At 71.5% G+C, this 18,733-nt stretch carries 13 protein-coding genes; 5 read left to right on the plus strand and 8 right to left on the minus strand.

The annotated features are described in order from the left end of the window. Positions 1–72: 72 nt before the first annotated feature. Together AC0KTA_RS00785 and AC0KTA_RS00790 are read right to left on the minus strand one after the other, a co-directional pair. Entirely contained in the window at positions 73–1,014 is a 942-nt protein-coding gene (locus tag AC0KTA_RS00785) for a carbohydrate ABC transporter permease (RefSeq protein WP_481053126.1), read from the minus strand. A gap of 5 nt (positions 1,015–1,019) precedes the next feature. Next, positions 1,020–1,943: a carbohydrate ABC transporter permease gene (locus AC0KTA_RS00790; protein WP_481053127.1), complete on the minus strand. Its 924-nt coding sequence runs from the start codon at positions 1,941–1,943 to the stop codon at positions 1,020–1,022. A 238-nt stretch (positions 1,944–2,181) separates the two neighbouring features. On the opposite strand from AC0KTA_RS00790, the gene AC0KTA_RS00795 reads away from it, so the two are divergent. From AC0KTA_RS00795 to AC0KTA_RS00805, 3 genes are all read left to right on the plus strand, one after another. Then, positions 2,182–3,264, plus strand: coding sequence for a LacI family DNA-binding transcriptional regulator (locus tag AC0KTA_RS00795; RefSeq protein WP_481053128.1), 1,083 nt, complete (start codon positions 2,182–2,184; stop codon positions 3,262–3,264). Between the two features lie 200 nt (positions 3,265–3,464). Beyond that, complete coding sequence (locus AC0KTA_RS00800) at positions 3,465–4,985, plus strand: ABC transporter substrate-binding protein (RefSeq protein ID WP_481053129.1); 1,521 nt, start codon at positions 3,465–3,467, stop codon at positions 4,983–4,985. A gap of 28 nt (positions 4,986–5,013) precedes the next feature. After that, a complete protein-coding gene (locus AC0KTA_RS00805) occupies positions 5,014–6,789 on the plus strand; it encodes an ABC transporter permease subunit (protein WP_481053130.1) in 1,776 nt (591 codons plus the stop codon). A gap of 23 nt (positions 6,790–6,812) precedes the next feature. Here AC0KTA_RS00805 and AC0KTA_RS00810 read toward each other — a convergent pair whose 3' ends face one another. The 6 genes from AC0KTA_RS00810 to AC0KTA_RS00835 all read right to left on the minus strand — a co-directional run bounded on the left by AC0KTA_RS00810 (position 6,813) and on the right by AC0KTA_RS00835 (position 16,528). After that, the gene (locus AC0KTA_RS00810; RefSeq protein WP_481053131.1) at positions 6,813–10,088 is read right to left on the minus strand and encodes an alginate lyase family protein; all 3,276 of its coding nucleotides are present in this window, start codon (positions 10,086–10,088) and stop codon (positions 6,813–6,815) included. After that, a complete protein-coding gene (locus tag AC0KTA_RS00815; protein WP_481056722.1) occupies positions 10,085–11,590 on the minus strand; it encodes a glycosyl hydrolase family 28 protein in 1,506 nt (501 codons plus the stop codon). Before AC0KTA_RS00815 ends, AC0KTA_RS00810 begins: the two co-directional genes overlap by 4 nt. 84 nt (positions 11,591–11,674) lie before the next feature. After that, the gene (locus AC0KTA_RS00820; RefSeq protein ID WP_481053132.1) at positions 11,675–13,279 is read right to left on the minus strand and encodes a glycoside hydrolase family 43 protein; all 1,605 of its coding nucleotides are present in this window, start codon (positions 13,277–13,279) and stop codon (positions 11,675–11,677) included. Between the two features lie 45 nt (positions 13,280–13,324). Further along, positions 13,325–14,236, minus strand: coding sequence for a carbohydrate ABC transporter permease (locus tag AC0KTA_RS00825; RefSeq protein WP_481053133.1), 912 nt, complete (start codon positions 14,234–14,236; stop codon positions 13,325–13,327). Positions 14,237–14,243: 7 nt separating this feature from the next. After that, positions 14,244–15,233, minus strand: coding sequence for a carbohydrate ABC transporter permease (locus AC0KTA_RS00830; RefSeq protein WP_481053134.1), 990 nt, complete (start codon positions 15,231–15,233; stop codon positions 14,244–14,246). Next, positions 15,230–16,528 (minus strand): extracellular solute-binding protein, encoded by a 1,299-nt coding sequence (locus tag AC0KTA_RS00835; RefSeq protein ID WP_481053135.1) that lies wholly within the window; start codon positions 16,526–16,528, stop codon positions 15,230–15,232. The genes AC0KTA_RS00830 and AC0KTA_RS00835 overlap by 4 nt, the downstream gene beginning before the upstream one ends. 214 nt (positions 16,529–16,742) lie before the next feature. On the opposite strand from AC0KTA_RS00835, the gene AC0KTA_RS00840 reads away from it, so the two are divergent. After that, positions 16,743–17,801: a LacI family DNA-binding transcriptional regulator gene (locus tag AC0KTA_RS00840; protein ID WP_481053136.1), complete on the plus strand. Its 1,059-nt coding sequence runs from the start codon at positions 16,743–16,745 to the stop codon at positions 17,799–17,801. Continuing rightward, complete coding sequence (locus AC0KTA_RS00845) at positions 17,798–18,709, plus strand: alpha/beta fold hydrolase (RefSeq protein WP_481053137.1); 912 nt, start codon at positions 17,798–17,800, stop codon at positions 18,707–18,709. The genes AC0KTA_RS00840 and AC0KTA_RS00845 overlap by 4 nt, the downstream gene beginning before the upstream one ends. Positions 18,710–18,733: the final 24 nt, after the last annotated feature.

Genomic DNA, 18,733 nt, shown 5'->3' on the forward strand with positions numbered 1-18,733 from the left:
TTCGTGGTGGTGCTCGGGAATTCTTCGTGGTGGCGCTCGGGAACGGGACGGGTGACGGCCTGCCGCGTGGGCCTACTCCTTGACGCTTCCGGCGGCGAGTCCGGACTGCCAGTACTTCTGCAGCAGCAGGAAGGCGGCGATCAACGGCACGATGGTGACCAGGGAGCCGGTGATGACCAGGTTGAAGACGGCTTCGCCGCCGGCCGTGGACGCCTGCTTGTTCCAGGCGTCGAGGCCGAGGGTCAGCGGATACCAGTCGGGGTCCTTCAGCATGATCAGCGGCAGGAAGTAGTTGTTCCAGGTCGCGACCGTGGTGAAGAGGAGCACCGTGACAGTGCCGGGTGCGAGCAGCGGCAGGGCGACCTGGAAGAAGGTGCGCAGTTCGCTCGCGCCGTCGATGCGGGCGGCCTCCATCAGCTCGGTGGGGATCGCCTCGGTCGCGAACACCCACATCAGGTACAGGCCGAACGGCGAGATCAGGGACGGGACGATGATCGCCCACGGGGTGTCGGTCAGGCCCAGCTTGCTGAACATCAGGAACGTCGGGACCGCGAGCGCCGTGGTGGGCACCGCGACCGCCCCGATGACGACCGCGAACACGCCCCGCTTGCCGGGGAAGTCGTACTTGGCGAGCGCGTACCCGCCGAGGACCGCCAGGAAGGTGGCCCCGCCCGCGCCCACCACCACGTACAGCAGCGTGTTGAGGAGCCAGCGGACGAACACACCGTCCTGGTACGTGAACGTCTCGCTGATGTTGTCCCACAGCGCGAAGTCCCCGTCGAACCACAGGCCGAACGAACTGGCCAGGCCGCCCTGGGTCTTGGTGGCGCTGATCAGCAGCCACAGCAGCGGTACGAGGCTGTACAGCACGAAGACGCCGGTGAGGACGGTCAGCAGGACGCTGCGCCTGGGGCGGCTCGGCGTGTGGCGGCGCGGTGTCCGCAGGCGCGGGGCGGCGGTGTGCGGCTTCGTCGCGGGCCGGGAGGCGGCGGCGGTGCCGATCGGTCCAGTCATCGGGCTCACGCTCCCTTGCGCATGCCGCGCAGCTGGACGATGTAGGCGACGATCATGGTGATCACGCCCATGACGATGGCGACCGTCGCGGAGTAGTTGTGCTGCTGTCCGGAGAAGGACAGTGAGTACGTGTAGTAGTTGGGGGTGTAGTCGGTGGTGATCGCGTTGGGCGCGAGCTTCTGCAGGATGGCCGGTTCGTTGAACAGCTGGAAGCTGCCGATGATCGAGAAGATCGTGGCGATGACGAGGGCACCGCGGATCGCCGGGAGTTTGATGGCCGTGATGACGCGCCACTGTCCTGCGCCGTCGATCTGCGCGGCCTCATACAGGGAGTGCGGGACGACGCGCAGCGCCGAGTAGAAGATCAGCATGTTGTAGCCGACGAACTCCCAGGTGACGATGTTGCCGATCGACGCGAGGACCAGATCCGGTGAGAGCGGGTCGGGCAGCGAGACACCCAGGCCGTCGTTGATGTCACCGACGAGCCCGAAGCGGCTGCCGTACATGAAGCCCCACATCAGCGAGGCCACCACGGCGGGCACCGCATAGGGCAGGAAGATCGAGATCCGGAAGAAGTCCTTGCCGTAGAGGCGGCCGCTGTCCAGGGCGAGGGCGACGAGGAGCGCGATGCCCAGCATGATCGGCACCTGGACCGCCAGGAACAGCGCGACCCGCTCCAGCGAGGCCCAGAACTGGTCGTCCTTGAGGGCCTGTTGGTAGTTGTCGAGGCCCACGAACGTGGTGCCGCCGATGAGCCGGTCGCGGAAGAGGCTGAGATAGACCGAGTACGCGAGGGGCGCCATGAAGACCAGGGCGAAGACCGCCACGAAGGGGCCGATGAACCCCCATCCCGTCCAGGAGCGGGCCCGCCGCCACGGCGGTCGGGAGGGGCGCCGTCCTGTGGCCGCCGGTGGTTGAAGCGTCGTCATGTCGTTCCTCGCTCGTCCATCTCGGGACCGGCGTGCGCCGTGCGCGGTGCGTTGCGCCATGGGCGGTGCGCCGTCGAGATGTTTGCGTAAACATCGTGCGCCGTAAGGACCCTGGGGTGTTATGTTTGCGTAAACATCCCGGTGGCGGAATGTCTACACTCCTCCGATGACGGTGGTCAAGGGTCCCGTGGACCGTGACGGAAAACGCGGGCCACCGCAGAGAACTGCGGCTCATGCGATGAGGGAGACGGTGGAAGCAGCGGACAAGTCGCCGACGGGCGCGGCGCGCACACGTGGCAGGGCGCGGGCCGCACGCCGTTCCCAGAGCGCGTCCATGGCGGACGTCGCCCGCCTCGCCGGGGTCTCCTCCCAGACCGTCTCCCGTGTGTCCAACGGCTATTCGGGCGTCACGGAAGAGACGCGGCGGCAGGTGCTCGCCGCCATGAAGGAGCTCGGGTACCGGCCCAACAGCGCCGCCCGCGCCCTCAAGCGCGGGGAGTTCCGCACCATCGGCGTCATCACCTTCAGCCTCTCCAGCACGGGCAATGTGCGCACCCTGGAGGCGATCGCCACGTCCGCGGCGCAGGAGGGGTACGCGGTCACGCTGCTGCCCGTGGCGGTGCCGACCCAGGACGAGGTGCGCGGCGCCTTCTCCCGGCTCGGGGAACTCGCCGTCGACGCCGTCATCGTCATCATGGAAGTACATCTCCTCGACGCGGCGCGGCTTTCGCTGCCGCCCCACGTCCAGGTCGTCGTGGCGGACTCGGACGCCGGCGACCGCTACACCGTGGTCGACACCGACCAGGCGGGCGGCACCCGCACCGCGGTGGAGCACCTGCTCGGCCTCGGCCACCGCACGGTGTGGCACCTGGCAGGACCCGAGGAGTCCTTCGCCGCACAGCGCCGCGCCGACGCCTGGCGCTCGACGCTCACGGAGGCCGGGCGCGTCCCGCCGCCGCTGGTGCGCGGCGACTGGTCGGCGGAGTCCGGCTACCGGGCCGGGCTCCGCCTGGCCGAACACGCGGACTGCACCGCGGTGTTCGCCGCCAACGACCAGATGGCGCTCGGACTGCTGCGGGCACTGCACGAGCGCGGCCGGAGAGTGCCCGACGACGTGAGCGTCATCGGCTTCGACGACATCCCCGAGTCCGGCTCATTCCTGCCGCCCCTGACCACCGTGCACCAGGACTTCGCCGAGGTGGGCCGCCGCTGCGTGCAGGGGGTCCTGCGCCAGGTGCGGCAGGGCGCGGCCGAGCGGGGTACGACGCTGGTGCCGACGCGGCTGGTGGTGCGGGAGAGCACGGCGCCGCTTGTGCGGTAGGGGTGGAGGGTGCGGGCGGGCGGGGCCGGGAGCCACGCACCTCGTGTCCGCCGGGTCCCTCGCGTCCGCCGGGTCCAGTAGTTGAGATTTCACCCACCCGGCTGAAGTTCGGTAAGCCTTGCCTTATACGCTGTCGCCACCTTCGCTGCCGTACACGTCAGGCCGGGGGTATCTCCATGCCCCACGACAGGACCACACGCATGCGCACCCCTTCCCGCGCCCTCCTTGCGGCGCTCGCCCTCACCCCTGTGCTGACCGGCTGCTTCGTCTCGAGCGAGAGCGGCGGCTCGGGCAGCGAAGCGGGAAATGGGGGCCGCCTGCGGGTCGCCCTCGCCGTACCGCCGGTGCAGGCGCTCTCCCCGTACAGCAACGACGCCACCGTGCTCAGCAAGCTGTCCGTCGCCGAAGGCCTCACCGCCCTCGACAAGGACGGCGCCGCGGCGCCCGCGCTCGCGAAGTCCTGGAAGCAGAACACCGCCACCACCTGGACCTTCGAGCTGCGCAAGGCCTTGTTCCAGGACGGCACCGAGGTCACCGCCACGTCCGTCGTCAACGCCCTCGACCAGGCGGGCAAGGCCAGCACCAGGCCCCGCGTCCTCAGCGACGTGACCCTGACCGCCGAGGCCAAGGACGCCGACACCGTCACGATCACCACCAAGAGCGCCGACCCGGTGCTGCCGCTGCGCCTGGCCAGCCCCGCGCTCGCCGTCCTCTCCCCGAAGGCGTACGCGAAGGACGGCGCCGTCAGCCCGGTCGGCACCGGCACCGGACCATTCGAGATCACCCGGCTGACCGGCAAGACGAAGGCGGCCCTCGATCGATTCGACGGCTACTGGGGCGGCAGGGCGAAGGCCTCCGGCGTCGACGTCGACTGGATCGCGGACGGCACCGCCCGGGCCAACGCCCTGCGCGGCGGCGACGTCGACATCGCCGAGTGGATCCCCACCGCCCAGGCGAAGCTGCTCGACCGGGACACCCGTCACGAGGTGCCCTCCGTCCGCACCGACAGCCTCGTCCTGAACACCGGCAGCGGCCTCTTCACCGACGCGTCCCTGCGCGCCGCCACCCGCGAGGCCGTCGACGGGTCCGCGCTCACCGACTCCGTCTTCGGGGGGTACGCGGAATCCGCGCAGGGCCTGTTCGGGCCCGCCGTCCCGTGGGCCGCCGACCAGCGCGTCAAGGTGACGGGCCGCGCGAAGGCCGCGACTCCCGCACAGGTCACGGCCAGGGCCGAGGGCAGGACGCTGCGCCTGGCCACCTACACCAACCGCGCCGAACTGCCCGAGGCCGCGACCGTTCTCCAGCAGAAGCTGGAGAAGGCCGGGTTCAAGGTGAAGCAGGACGTACGCGAGTACACGCAGATGGAGGCCGACCTCCTCGCGGGCCGGTACGACGCGCTCGTCTTCTCCCGGGTCACGCTCCTCGACACGGGTGACGCGGTCGCCTACCTCGCCGGCGACTACACGAGCGACGGCGTCTACAACATCGCGGGCCTGAAGGACGCCGCGGTCGACAAGGCCATCAGGGCCGCCGCCGAAGAGGGCGGCACGAAGCAGCGGCAGCAGAAGATCATGCGGGCGGAGGCGGAGATCCTGCGCACCGACGCCGTCGTGCCGCTGGTCCACGAGGAGGCCGTGCAGGGCATCGCCACCGATGTCGAGGGAGTACGCCTCGATCCCCGCGAGCGCTCCCTGATCGACGTCGACACCCGCCTCAAGTGACGGCGGCCACGGACGGAAACACCACGGGATGAGCATCACTGACGGCCGCGCCCCCGTCCGCCTCCACCGGTGGCGGGCCGGGGCCGGCCGCACCGTCGCCGGGGCCGCGCTGCTGACGGCCGTCGCCCTGCTGCCCTGGCTCTCCGGCACCGACCCGGCGCGGACGGTGCTGCGGGCACGCTCCGCCGATCAGGACCCGACGCCCGAGCAGTTGGCCGCCGTACGGGAGCAACTGGGCCTGGACGAGGGGCCCCTCACGCATCTCACGCACTGGCTGGGCGGCCTGCCCCGCGGTGACGCGGGCACCTCCTGGGTGTCGGGCGAACCGGTGCTCCCCCACGTGACGGCCGCCCTCGGCGTCTCGGTCACGCTCATGCTGGCCGCGCTCCTGGTCACCGTCCTGGTGGCCGGCCTGGTCTGTGCCCGCACGGTCTTCCTGGGGTCCCGGCGGCGGCTGCGGCACGGACGGGCGGGCACCGGGGCCGCTGTCCTTGCCGCCCTTCCCAAGTTCCTGCTCGCCTCACTGCTGGCCACGGTGTGCGGGGTGTGGCTCGGCTGGTTCCCTTCGAGCGGCTGGGAGGGGCCGCAGTCGATGGTGCTGCCCGCGCTCGCACTCGGTGTCCCCTCCGGGGCGATGATCGGCGGGCTCCTCGACCAGTCGCTGCCCGCCGCCTTCCACGAGCCCTGGGCACGGACGTGGTACGCCGCCGGGTTCCCGCCCGGCCACACCGCCCGGCACGCCCTGCGCCGGGCGCTGCCCGGCGTGCTTCCCCAGTTCCTGCCGACCGTCGTGGCACTGGTCGGCGGCGCGGTCGCCGTGGAGAAGATCTTCAACATCCCCGGACTCGGCCGACTCGCCCTGGACGCCGCCGTCGCCCAGGACCTCCCGCCCCTCCAGACCACCGCGCTCGCCCTCGTCCTGCTCGGCACGGCCGCCGGTCTCCTCGTACGAGCCCTGCGGCACGCGCTGCTCGGCCGCGCGCTCCGGGACGGCGCCCTGCCCGCCCTGCATCGGCCCGCACTCCCCCGACCGCGCGCCCTGCGCCGGATCGCCGGGTGCTGCGCCCTGGCCCTGGTCGCCCTCGTCGTGGCGGGGCTGCTGCGCGACCCCTTGCAGGTGGACACGGCCGCGCGGCTGCTTCCGCCCTCCGCCGCGCATCCGCTGGGCACGGACTCGCTGGGCCGCGACCTGCTGGCCCGGCTCGGCCACGGGGCGCTGCGCACGGCGGGCGTGGCGCTCGTGGTGACGGCGGTCAGTGCCGTCACCGGTCTGCTGCTCGGCATGGTGCCGCAGGCGAGCGCGGGTCTGACGGAAGTGGTCTCGACGCTGCCCGCCGTCCTCGCGGGACTGCTGGTGACGGGGGTCACCGGTCCTTCGGTCTGGGGCGCGGCGTGCGCGGTGTGCGCGGTCGGCTGGAGCCCGTACGCCGCCCAGACCGCGGCGCTGCTCGAACAGGAACGGGCCGGCGGCCACATCGCCGCGTCCGTCTCCCTGGGCGCCGGTCGACTGCACCTGCTGCGCCGCCACCTGCTGCCCGCCGTACTCCCGGCCGTGCTCCGCAACGCCCTGCTCCGCCTGCCCACCACCGTTCTCGTCCTGGCCTCCCTCGGCTTCCTGGGCCTCGGCGAACAGCCGCCGACCCCGGAGTGGGGACGGCTCCTCTCGGAGAACCAGGCCTACGCCGAACTGGCGCCCTGGACCGTGCTCGGCCCGGCCTGCGCGCTCGTCCTGCTCTCCGTCCTGGCGGTGCTGGGCAGTGCGCCGGGGCGGGCGAAGACGCGGGGGAAGACCGCGCGTCGCTGACCCGCCGGGGCGTGCCGTATTGATCAGCGTGGCGCCGCTTCTGTGACCCTCACGTGGTCGAAGCGCGTGGTGCTGAGTGCCCGCGGGTCGCCCGAGCAGACCACGAGGCCCACGTGGAACGAGGCCTCGCCGAAGCCGGGGACGGTGCCCTCGGCGAGCGGGGTCCAGCTGTCGCCGTCGGTGGAGACGGCCGCGGCGAAGACGGTTCCGGTGCGCTTCAGCCGGAGCCACAGCGGGAGTTGGGGTGCCTCGCCCGCTGTCCCCGCTGACCGCGTGGTCCCCGTGCTCCGCGTGTTCCCCGTGCTTCCCGTGAAGACGGAGGCGCCCGCGACCGTCGGGCGGAGCATGAGCCGCGGCCCGGCGCCGCCGGTGAGGATCACCCCGGCCGCCTGGTCGAAAGGGGAGAGGGACTTGGCCATCAGGAGCCCCACCCGGTCTGCCGCCGCCGCGCCCGACCGGGACACGACACGGGCCACGATCTCGCAGGTGTCACCGCCGACCGACTGCCGCGCGAACTGCCCGGTCATGCCCTGCCCGTTGACATTCAGGTCGGTGCCCGCGCCGCGCACGGTGAAGGTTCCGCCTCCGTACGAGGTGATCCCGGGCCTCAGCACGAACACCACGCCGTACGTGCCGAGGTCCCGCTCGTCGAGGACGACCTCGCCGAGATCGCCGTACGTCCACGGAGCGGGCGGCGGCGTCTCGACCGCCACCTTCAGGGCGCCCTCCCCCTCCCCGGACGCGTTGGCCGCGGTCACGGTGACCGCGAACCGGCCCACCGGCTTCGGCATGCTCGCGGTCACCCGGGGCGAACGCGGGCCGCGGCCCGAGCAGTTGGTCTTCGCGACCCGGTAATGGTAGGTCGCCGCGGGAGTTCCGGCGGCGTCGGCGTACCGCAGCCGCGTCCCGAAGCCGACCGGGGCCACGCCGGTGGGGATCGTCTCGTACGGGCCTTCGGCTCGGGCGGCGCGCAGCACGGTGTAGCGGGCCGACAGGTCGGGGTCGGTCCAGGTGAGCTCGACGGCGTCGGGGCCCGGCCGCGCGCGCAGACCGGTGGCGGTGGCGACGGGGCGCGGCACCGCCCACACCGTGCCGGTGGCGTCGCGCACGCTGACGTTGTCGAAGGCGGCGGTCCCGGTCTCGGCATACGAAGCGAGCATGGCATCCGTGGAATCCGCATCCGTGGGATCCGTGGCATCCGTGGCATCCACGCCCAGGCACGAGGAGAGGACGAGTCCGGCATACACGCCGCGTCCCAACTCGACCTTCCCTGCCCCGACTTCGGTCCACGTCTCGCCGTCCGGGGAGAGGAATCCGGTGCAGCGACTGCCGCGTCGCTCGACGCGCACCCAGTACGGCGCCCGCAGCCGGTATCCGTCACCCGCGCCCTCCACGTACGGCGCTTCGAGGGGCGTCGCGGACGCGGGCAACGTGCCGAGGTCGGAGATCGGGAAGCCCGCGTCCGTCGTGATGGCCCGCTGCTGGGTGGGCGGCACCGGTGTGCTGCCGGTCGCCGTGGTCTCTTCCTCCGGCACGTCGCGCACCGTCCACACCCCGCTCCAGGTGTGCAGCGGCAGCCCTTGGATCAGCATCGACGCGTGCGCGGCCCCGGCGGTGAGCGCGCCGCGCACCATGACGCCGACCTTGGAGTACTGCGAGCTGAGCGGCCACACCACGCGCGCGGTGACCGTGCCGTCGCCGCGCAGCGGCACGTACGCGAAGTGGCAGGCGTCCGCGGTGGAACCGATGTCGTCGCCGCCCGCCTCGACGGCGAACCGCTCGCCGTCGAAGACCGCCGAGCCGATGCCGCGCACCGCCCCGATGTCCCGTGCCGCCCACGGCTCGGGCAGCCCCGCCGTCGCGGCGGCGACGGCCGAGACCGGGCCGTCGGAGCAGGACACCGTGTAGTGGTAGGTGCGGCCCGCGCGGACGCTCCGGTCGGTGTGCGTGGCGGCCCGGACCGCGTCGGCGATCGTCTCGTACGGGCCTTCGGGGTCGGTGGCCCGGTGCACACGGCAGGTCAGCGCGCCGGTGGGCGGCAGCCAGGTGAGGGTGACGGCGCGGGCGGTTCCGCGCGCCGCGAGGGCGGCGGGCGCCGTCAGCGGGGTGGCCGGGTGCGGCGTGGCGCCGGCGTAGGTGAAGGTCCCGAAGGACGGCAGGTCGTCGTTGCTGCCCTCGATGACGCGGGCCCCGCCGCTGCCGCGGAAGAGCGCCGCCTTCGTGTACGGCGCGTCGAGCCCGCGGACGCCCGCGTAGTGCGCGTACGCCATCTCGTAGATCGGCGGGAACGCGCCGCGCACCTTCGCGGAGACGGTCGTCTTGAGGTATTTGCCGGTCCGGTCCAGGTCGGGGGTGAAGTCGACGTCGTGGCCCAGGTTGTAGCGGGCCGCGTACTCGACGTTGGCGAGGATGCGGTGGTCCAGGTGGCCGTACAGGTCGACGCCCTGGTTCCAGGCGACCTGGGCGGCGTCCAGGGTGAGGCCGACGGCGAGCTGTTCGTGGCCCTGGTCGCGGCCGGACTCCTGGCCCTGTCCGGCGGCGGTGACGACGCGGTGCGGCACGCTGCCGTTGCCGGCGCCCGACACCGCGTACCGCAGCGCGTCCTCGAAGAGCACGCGCTCCTCGCAGAAGACGCCGATGGCGAGGATCGTCTGGAGGGCCGTCAGGTCCCAGTTGCCGTTGGCGTACGGCATGTAGCCGGAGACCGCCGGGTACCAGACACGCAGGAAGGACTCCTCGCAGCGCGCGATGTCCGCGGCCGCCCAGCCGTCGTAGCCGCTGTGGCGGAGCAGTTCGGCGGCGTTGGCGAACTTGAAGCCCTGCAGGCCCGCGCCGAGCGGGCCGTCGGCGCCGGTGACGGCGGTGAGCGACGCCGACCAGGCGTCGAGGATGTCACGGGCCTTGTCGGCGTGGGCGCGTTCGCCGGTGACGCACCACATGAGGGCGTTCTGGTAGGCGGCGGCCGAGTCGGCGACGGCTTCGTTCATGTGGTTGCTGGGGCCGCGGCCCCACGAGGTGATCTGTCCGGTGTTGCGGACCGGGTACGCGGCCGAGGAGCGGGCGTGGGCCGCGAGGGCGAGGTACCCCTCGTACTGCGGGGACCGCTTGGCGGCGACCGCGGCCTGCATGCGGGCCACGTCGTCGGAGGTGTGCAGGAGGCCGGGGTGGGCGAAGGAGAACTCCTCTGCTCCACCGGGCGGTTGGGCGCGGGCGAGGGAGGCGCCGAGGGTGCCCGTCCCGGCTGCGGCGAGCAGCGACGTGGACGTCCGGAGCAGGGTCCGGCGGCTGAGGGGTGTCACGACGCGGCCTCAGCGGTGGTGCGGAACTTCAGGTTCGTGACGTGCTCGTTGGCGTGCAGCGGGACGAAGTCCCCCGTCAGGTACCAGCCGGGCTTCTGCATGGAGTCGGCGATGACCTTGCCGTTGACGACGAGGTTCTCGAAGGTGACGTCCTTGATGGCGTGGTCGGCGTCGTAACCGAGCAGCAGGCAGGTGTCGAGGGCCTTGCCGGTGTAGCTGAGGTCCTTGACGTACACGTCCTCGATGCCGCGCCCGACCGAGGTGTTGTACTTCGTGTTGTACATGACCCGCAGGTGGATGAGCTGGCCCTGCCGGAAGTCCTCGACGCGTACGCCGTCCACTCGCACGTGCCGGATCAGGTTGGAGTCGCCCGCGTTGAGGGCGATGCAGCCCTGGTAGCCCATTTGGGGTTCGCGGTGGTCGCAGATGTCGAGGTTGGCGAAGGTGAGGTTCTCCAGGACCTCGGGGGCGTCGGTGTTGCCGTGGGTGCCGACGTTGATGGGGTGGGCGACGTCGGCCCAGAGGGTGGAGTTCTTGACGGTGATGTCGCGGGTGTCGCCGTAGTACTCCCAGCGGTGGGTGTAGAGGGCGATGCAGTCGTCGGCGTTGCGCATGAAGACGCCGTCGATCGTGACGCCGGTGGAGGAGAAGACGTCGATGCCGTCGCCCCATCCCTTGGAGCTGAAGGAGCCCATGCCGCCGCGGATGGTGACGTCGTGGGACTCCCCGACGGTGACGGCGTAGCCGTCCGGGTTGAGCATGGTGACCGCGCCGATGGAGATGTCGCGGGATCCCTCGACGGTGACGCCGCCGCCGGGCGCCGCCCAGATGACGCCGCGCCCGGTGAGCCGCGCGTCGTGCACGTCCTTGAAGACGACGCGCGACTTCAGCACCGCGCCGCCGTGCAGGTACACGGTCTTCCCCGACGGGACGGTCACCGTGCCGTCGGCGGTGGTGTGCACGCCGGGGCCGAAGTAGAGGACGTCGGGGTCGTCCTTGTCCGGGCGGTGCGTCTCCAGGGGACGGGCGAACAGGTGCAGGCAGTCGAAGATGTCGTCGTTGATCTGTACGACGACGTTGCGGGGCCGGTCCAGGGTGAACCGGAGGGTGTCGGCGACGACCTCGGGCTCGATGCCGTACGAGTCGGGACGGACGCGCACCTTCTCCGTGCCGCCCTTGATGTACGTCACCTCGACGTCCACCGTGCCCGCGAAGTCGAAGAAGGCGAGGGTCGACTTCTGCTGCCGGCCGCCGCCCGTGGTGGTGTCGACCAGGTTGAGGGTGGCGAGATACGTGCCGAGCTTCCGCCAGGTGCCGCCGGGGGTGCGGACCTTGACGGCGAAGCTGTCGGTCTTGACGGGGGCTCCGGCAGGAACGGGGTGGACGACGAGCGGCTCGGCGCCCTCCGCGTGCGCGGTGTTCACGCCGAGGGCACCGGTCGCACAGGCGGAGAGGGCGACCGCTCCGGCGGCCTGGAGGGTGCTGCGGCGGGACAGGTTCATGCTCACGTACGGCTCCTTGTCTGCGGGAACGTCTGCGGGAACGTCTGCGTGCACTGCGGCTCGGAGTGGGTCACCGGTCGCGGGTCACTCGTCGAGGTCCCGCAGCTCGAACCAGTCGAAGTCGGCGGGTGCGCGCGTCCCGCCCAGGTCCTGCGCGCACACCCCGACGTACGCGCCCGTGAACCGCAGCCGGTCGCCGTAGTCGTCGGACAGGCGGGTCGCGTCGAGCACTGGGCCGACCTGCTGCCAGGACCGTCCGTCCGGGGAGGCCGACAGCAGCAGTCCGGGTCCGTCGAAGCGGGCCCGCAGGTGTACCGACGGCCAGTCGTCGACGTCCAGTTCGGCCTCGGGCAGCTCGCCGTAGGTGCCGTCGTCGGTGAACACGACGCCGAGGGTGCGGCCCCGGCCCTCGGTGTGGGTCAGGCGCAGGTAGTAGTGGGTCGTCGTGTCGTACCAGCAGATCAGGCCCGCCGCCTGGCTGAAGTGGGCGGGGCGGAAGTCGACGACGGTCGTCGCCTCGCAGCGCACCGAGGTGAGGCGGCGGGCGAGCAGGCTCTGGTCGAAGCGGGAGTGGAGGCTCTGCCGGCCGCGCAGCCGCAGGTGGCCGGGGCGTTCGGTGAGCGTCAGCCAGTCGGGGCGGGCGGGGGTGCGCAGCGTGTTCCAGCGAGGGTCGAGGCGCGGGGCGTCGAAGTCGTCGCGGGCGGGCGGCGTGCGGGGTTCGGCGGCGACGGCCGCGCGGGGCGCGCGGGGAGCCGGGACGTCGGTGTCGGGCAGGTGTCCGCCGCCCGCAAGCCGCGGCCGGCCGTCGTCGGTCCACGTCACCCGCTGCAGGCAGGTCTCGCGGCCGAGCACACAGCGCGGGTCGCCGTCGGGCGTGCGCACGGGGCGGGAGGCGAGATGCGCCAGGTACCACTCGCCGTCAGGCGTCTCCACCAGCTCCCCGTGCCCGGCCTTCTGCAACGGCCACGCGGGATCATGACGGGTCGTCAACAGCGGGCCGTGGGCGTCGAGTTCATAGGGTCCGGCGAGGTCGCGCGAGCGGGCCGTCAGGATGCCGTGGTGCCAGCCGGTGCCGCCCTCGGCAATCATCAGGTGGTACCAGCCGTCCCTGCGGTAGAGGTTCGGGCCCTCGATGAGGGTGTCGTGCGTGAGGATCGTGCGGGGCTGTCCGATCAGGTCCTGCTTGTCGGCGTCGTACTCCTGGAGCAGGATGCCCGCGAAGGAAGGATGCGCCTCGCGGTGGTCCCACTGGATGTTGAGGAGCCAGTGGCGCCCGTCCTCGTCGTGGAAGAACGACGGGTCGAAACCGGAGGAGTTCAAGAAGACCGGCGCCGACCAGGGGCCCTCGATGCGCTCGGCGGTCGTCAGGTAGTTGTCGACGTCCTTGTACGGGCGCCCGACCGTGCGGACGATGCTGTAGACGAGCCAGTACCGGCCGTCGTGGTACGAGAGCGACGGCGCCCACACCCCGGCCGAGTCGGCGACGCCCCGCAGGTCGAGCAGGTCGGTGCGGTCGAGGATGTGCCCGGCGTGCTCCCAGTGCACCAGGTCCGTGGAGCGGTGCACGGGGACGCCGGGGAACCATTCGAAGGTGGACGTCGCGAGGTAGTACGTGTCGCCGACGCGCAGGATGCTGGGGTCCGGGTGGAATCCGGGCAGCACGGGATTGCGGATGGGGCCCGCGGACAAGGCAGGTCCTTTCGTACGGAGAAGGTGTTGCCGAACGGGAAAATGTCAGCCCTTGACCGCGCCCTGCATCACACCGGCCACGATGTGCCGGGACAGCAGCACGAAGACGAGCAGGAGCGGCAGCACTCCGATCGCCGCGCCGGACAGGATCAGCGTGTAGTCGAGCGCGTAGCCGCTGGCCAGCGAGGACAGGGCGGTCTGTACGGTCGGGGTGACCGAAGGGTCGAGGACGATCAGCGGCCACATGAAGTCGTTCCAGGTGGCCATGAAGGTGAACATGGCGAGCACGGCGGCCTGCGGGCGGATCGCGGGCAGGGCCACGTGCCAGAAGGTGCCGAGCGTCGAGCAGCCGTCGACGCGGGCCGCCTCGACGAGTTCGTACGGGACGGACTCCTCGCAGGCCTGGCGCATCCAGAACACGGCGAACGCCGACACCAGCGCGGGCACGACGACCGCCTGGAGCGTGGCGATCCAGCCGAGCTTCCCCATCAGCATGTACAGCGGGATCATGCCGAGCTGGGTGGGCAGCATCGCCGTCACCACGACGGCGACGAAGAGCAGATTGCGCCCCTTGAACGGCAGCTTGGCGAAGGCGAAGCCCGCGAGCGAGGCGAGCAGCACGCAGCACACCGTCACCGTGGTGGAGATGACGAAGGAGTTGCGCAGCGCGAGCCAGAAGTCGACGGTGTCGAAGACGCGCCCGATGTTGTGGAAGAGGTTGCCGCCCGGCGTCAGGGTCAGGGCCGAGTCGCCGATCGCGGAGTTGTCGCGGGTGGGCAGGACGAAGGAGTAGTAGAGGGGGAAGAGCGAGGCGGCCATGACGCCGACGAGGGCGGCGTACACGAGGTACGGCTTCTTGCGCTCGCGGGGTCGGCGGTTCTTGTCCTCGCGGGTGCGGCGGTTGTTGTGACCGCCGGTGCGGCCGGTGTCTGCGGGTGTCGCCGTCGGTACGGTCATGGCGTCGTCAGTCCTTCGATGCGATGCGCCGCGACAGCGCGTAGTTGATGCCGGAGACGATCGCGATCAGCAGGAACATCACCCAGGCGAGCGTGGCGGCGTAGCCCGCGTTGAACTCGCGGAACCCCTTCTCGTAGAGGTACATCATCAGCGTCTGGAACTGCCGGTCGCTGCCGCCGGTGCCCTCCGTGGTCTGCGGGTCGAAGAGCTGGGGTTCGGTGAAGGTCTGCATGCCGCCGATCGTCGACGTGATGACCGCGAAGATGATGGTGGGGCGGATGCCGGGCACGGTGATCGACCAGAAGATGCGCCGCCTGGACGCGCCGTCGAGCATGGCGGCCTCGGTCAGTTCGCGGGGGACGCTCTGCATCGCGGCGAGGAAGATCAGCGCGAAGTAGCCCGCCCAGCGCCAGATGATGACGGTGGAGATGGCGAGGATCGCGGACCAGCGGTTGGCCTGCCAGTTGACGCGGTCGATGCCGAGCAGGCCGAGGGCGTCGTTGACGAGCCCGGTGTTGAAGCCGTAGAGCTGCGCGAAGACGAGCGAGACGGCGACGACGGAGATGACGTGCGGCAGCACCACGCCGGCCCGCCACCAGGCGTTGCCGCTGAGCTTGCGGTTGAACAGGTTCGCCAGCCACAGGGCGACGAACAGCTGGACGCCGGTGCCGAGGACGAGCAGGAGCGAGGTGTTGAGCAGGGCGTTCCAGAAGTACTCGTCGGCGAACAGCGTCCGGTAGTTGTCGAATCCCGTCCAGCCCTGATCCCCGTCGATGATCGCCCAGTCGTGGAACGAGATCCAGCCGGTGTACAGCAGCGGCCACGCCGCGAAGACACCGAAGATCACGAAGAACGGGGCGATGAAGAGGTACGGCGTCCAGCGCTGGTCGAAGCGGGAAAGACGGCTGCGCCAGCCACTGCGGGTGCGGCGCGGTGGCCGCCGCACGGCCGAGGGGTCAGGTGCCCCGGCCGTGCGGGGCAGTTCGGTGAGGCTCATTCGCCCGCGACCTTCTCGGCGTCGTCGACCGCCTGGTCCCACGCGTCCTCGGGATCCTGCTTGCCCTGCTCGACGCGGAGCAGCGCGTTCATGAACGCCGTCGCGACATCGCTGTCCTTGGTGCCGCGGTAGATCGGCTTCATGGCGTCCGCGGCCTTGGCGAAGATCTCGCCGGTGGGGGCGTTCGAGAAATACGGGTCCTTCTTGGCCTGCACCGCCTTGTCGTTGTAGACGGACGGGTGGCTGGAGAGGTAGCCCTTGTTCAGGAAGAGCTTCTTCTGGACCTTCGACGACGTCAGCCAGCGGGCGAGCTCCACGGCCTCCTCGGCGTGCTTGCTCTGCTTCGGTACGAGGAGGTAGGAGCCGCCCCAGTTGCCGCCCTGCGGGGCCGGGGCGACGGACCACTTGCCCGCGTTGGCCGGTCCCGAGGCCTCCTTCGTGCGGTCGACCTTCCACGCCGGGCAGACCGCCGTCGCCGCCTTTCCGGTCTTGAGAGCATTGGCCATTTCCGGGGTGAAGGGCGGATATCCGCCGCTGACCTTCTTCTCGGACATGGCGGCCGCGGTCAGGAAGTCCCGTTTCAGGTCGGTGTTCTTGTCGGCGATGAAGGAGTCGTCGGATTCCGCGAAGAACGTCTCCTTGTGCTGGTTTCCCATGCCGACCCAAATATCGCCGGTGTTCGCGGTGAACGACGCGTCCCGCACCTTCGCGGTGAACTTCTCGCCGGTGGTAGTGAACGCCTCCCAGGTGGGCCAGAGCGCGCCCACCTTCTCCGGGTCTGTCGGCAGGCCCGCCTTCTTGAACAGGTCGGTGCGGTAGCAGATGCCGAGGCCGCCGATGTCGGTGCGCATTCCCATGACGTACTTGCCGTCGTCCACGGTGCCGTAGTCGTACGCCCACTGCGCCCACGGGTCGTCGGTGTTGTTCACGCCGTGCTCGGCGAGGTTGAGGAAGCGCTGGTGGCTGGGCTTGAACTTGCCGATGGTGTCGTCGCCGAGGCCCACCACGTCGGCGGCGCCCCGGTTGGCGGCGAGCTGGGTGACGAGCTTCCTCGGCAGGTCGTCGACGAGGACTTCCTTGACCTTGATGCCGGGATGCGTCTTCTCGTACTCCTCGTAGAGGTCGCGGTAGCCGTAGTCGACCTGGGTGGTGACGGTCAGCGTGATGTCGCCGTCGCCCGAGCCGGAGGTGCCGCCTCCGCAGGCCGTGGCGAGCAGGGCGACGGCGCTCGCCGCGGCCGCGACGGACATTCCTCGGCGCGCACGCCGACTCCCCTGAATGGCACGGTGATTCATGCCCCTACCCCTCTGCCGGTTCTGCCGGTTCCGCCGGTCCGCCGTCTCGTTCGGCATTTCGAAAGTTTTCGCCTCACGCAGCAGCGGTGAATACCGAGGACTTCACGGTTCGTTGAGGCGGCCTTAATGTAGGAACCGGTTGCTACGCGGTCAATGTTTTCTGCGCGTAAGCGACGGCATTCGAAACTTTCGCTCTCACGGTGGCAGGTGACGCATGACCTCGACGCTCCGTACGCCAGGCGCGAGTTCGGCCGGCGGGCCGACCCTCGCGGTCGTCGCGCGTGCGGCCGGGGTGTCCGTGCCGACCGCCTCCAAGGTGGTCAACGGCCGCGAGGACGTGGCTCCCGAGACCCGGCGCCGCGTCACCGAGGTCCTCGACCGGCTCGGCTACGTCCGCAGGCGCCGCGTCGAACCGGCCGGGGCGTCCGGGCTCGTCGACCTCGTCGTCCACTCGCTCGACAGCTCCTGGTCGGGCGCGGTCCTGCACGGGGTGGAGGCGGCGGCGCACGAGTCGGGCCTCGAGGTCGTGGTGTCGGCGGGCCTGACCCGGACGCGCGGCGGCCGGCCCGAGCGCGGCTGGCTCGACAAGCTCACCGCGCGCGGCTCCTCCGGAGTGCTGTTCAACCTGGCGGAACTCACGCCGTCGCAGTACGCGTGGCTGGAGCAGCACCGCATCCCGTTCGTGATGATCGACCCGGTGGCCGACCCGCCGCCGGGCGTGGTGTCGGTGGGCGCGGCGAACTGGCAGGGCGGGGTGAGCGCGACCGAGCATCTGCTGGCCCTCGGGCACGAGCGCGTGGCGGTCATCGGCGGCTACCGGCACAAGATGTGCAGCAGCGCCCGGGTGGCCGGCTACCGCTGGGCGCTGACGACGGCGGGCCTGCGCCCCCGCTCGGCGTACGTCCGCCACGCCGACTTCGACGAGACCCGCGCCCGGCGCCGCATGCTGGAACTCCTCGATCTGCCCGAACCCCCGACGGCGGTGTTCGTGTGCTCGGACAAGATGGCGCTGGGTGCGTACGAGGCGCTCGCGGAGCGGGGGTTGCGGGTTCCGCACGATGTGAGCGTGGTCGGTTTCGACGACCTCCCGGAGGCGCGCTGGGCCGCTCCGGCGCTCACGACGGTCCGCCAGCCGCTGTCGGAGATGGCCTCGACGGCGCTGCGGCTCCTGGTGCGGCTCATGGACGGCGAACGGCCCGAGGGCACGCGGACGGAGCTGTCGACGCGGCTTGTTGTGCGGGGCAGTACGGCGGCACCGGCGGGCGCCGCGTGACGCACCCCGACGGCCCGGTCCCTCGCCCCGGCCGTCAGGCCCCGCTCCCCGGCCGCTCGGTCCTCCTCCCCGACCGCCGGGTTCCTCTCCCCGGCCGCTCGGTCCCCCTCCACCACCGCGACCGCCCCGGCACCGCCCCCGCCCTGCTCCTGGTGCACGGCTGGGGCGGCGACGGGCAGGACTGGGCGCCCACCTTCCCGTACTGGACCCACCGTGTGATCGTCCCCGACCTGCGCGGCCACGGCCTGTCCCCCAAGCCCGCCACGGGATACGGGCCCCGGGACTTCGCCGCCGACCTCGTACGGGTGCTGCGCGCCGCGGACGCGGGACCGGTGGTCGCCGTCGGGCACTCGATGGGCGGTCAGGCCGTCACCGCGCTGGCCGTCGAACATCCCGGTCTCGTACGGGGGTTGGTGGTCGTCGACCCCGCGTACGCCGCCGACGAGGCGGAGGCGGCGCGGCTTCCCGGCGAACAGGAGGCGCTGCGCCGGGAGGGCGCCGCGTGGGCGGTGCGGTTCGTCGGGGAGGCGTTCGGGCCCGGCGCGTCCGGGCCCGGGGGCGGGCTATGGGAGGCGCGTCGGCGGCAGGAGCGGCTGATGGCCGGGATGAACACGCGGGTGCTGTTGGAGTGCCGGGACGGCATGTATCTGGCCCGGGACGCCTTCGGGCTGCGGCCCGCCACCCGGGCCTACCTCGCGCGGCGCCGGTGCCCCGTGCTTGGGGTGTACTCGTCCCGGGACGGCGCCGACTTCGAGCGCTCCGCGTGCGCGGACGGCCGCTCGCGTGTCGAACTGTGGCGGGAGTGCGGGCACTTCCTGCACCAGGAGCGCCCCGGGGAGCTGGTGGCGCTCGTCGAGGAGTGGGCGCAGGGGCTCGGGCAGGACGGCACTTCCTTCGAGAACGAGTGACGCCCACCCCCGGTCCGGCCACCG

The sequence above is a fragment of the Streptomyces sp. Y309 genome (genome assembly GCF_056712025.1).

What these genes read in the sequence shown, in the direction of transcription:
- AC0KTA_RS00785 (WP_481053126.1), bottom strand. Translation starts at nt 1,014, where the DNA reads ATGACTGGACCGATCGGCACCGCCGCCGCCTCCCGGCCCGCGACGAAG.
- AC0KTA_RS00790 (WP_481053127.1), bottom strand. Translation starts at nt 1,943, where the DNA reads ATGACGACGCTTCAACCACCGGCGGCCACAGGACGGCGCCCCTCCCGA.
- AC0KTA_RS00795 (WP_481053128.1), top strand. Translation starts at nt 2,182, where the DNA reads ATGAGGGAGACGGTGGAAGCAGCGGACAAGTCGCCGACGGGCGCGGCG.
- AC0KTA_RS00800 (WP_481053129.1), top strand. Translation starts at nt 3,465, where the DNA reads ATGCGCACCCCTTCCCGCGCCCTCCTTGCGGCGCTCGCCCTCACCCCT.
- AC0KTA_RS00805 (WP_481053130.1), top strand. Translation starts at nt 5,014, where the DNA reads ATGAGCATCACTGACGGCCGCGCCCCCGTCCGCCTCCACCGGTGGCGG.
- AC0KTA_RS00815 (WP_481056722.1), bottom strand. Translation starts at nt 11,590, where the DNA reads ATGAACCTGTCCCGCCGCAGCACCCTCCAGGCCGCCGGAGCGGTCGCC.
- AC0KTA_RS00825 (WP_481053133.1), bottom strand. Translation starts at nt 14,236, where the DNA reads ATGACCGTACCGACGGCGACACCCGCAGACACCGGCCGCACCGGCGGT.
- AC0KTA_RS00830 (WP_481053134.1), bottom strand. Translation starts at nt 15,233, where the DNA reads ATGAGCCTCACCGAACTGCCCCGCACGGCCGGGGCACCTGACCCCTCG.
- AC0KTA_RS00835 (WP_481053135.1), bottom strand. Translation starts at nt 16,528, where the DNA reads ATGAATCACCGTGCCATTCAGGGGAGTCGGCGTGCGCGCCGAGGAATG.
- AC0KTA_RS00840 (WP_481053136.1), top strand. Translation starts at nt 16,743, where the DNA reads ATGACCTCGACGCTCCGTACGCCAGGCGCGAGTTCGGCCGGCGGGCCG.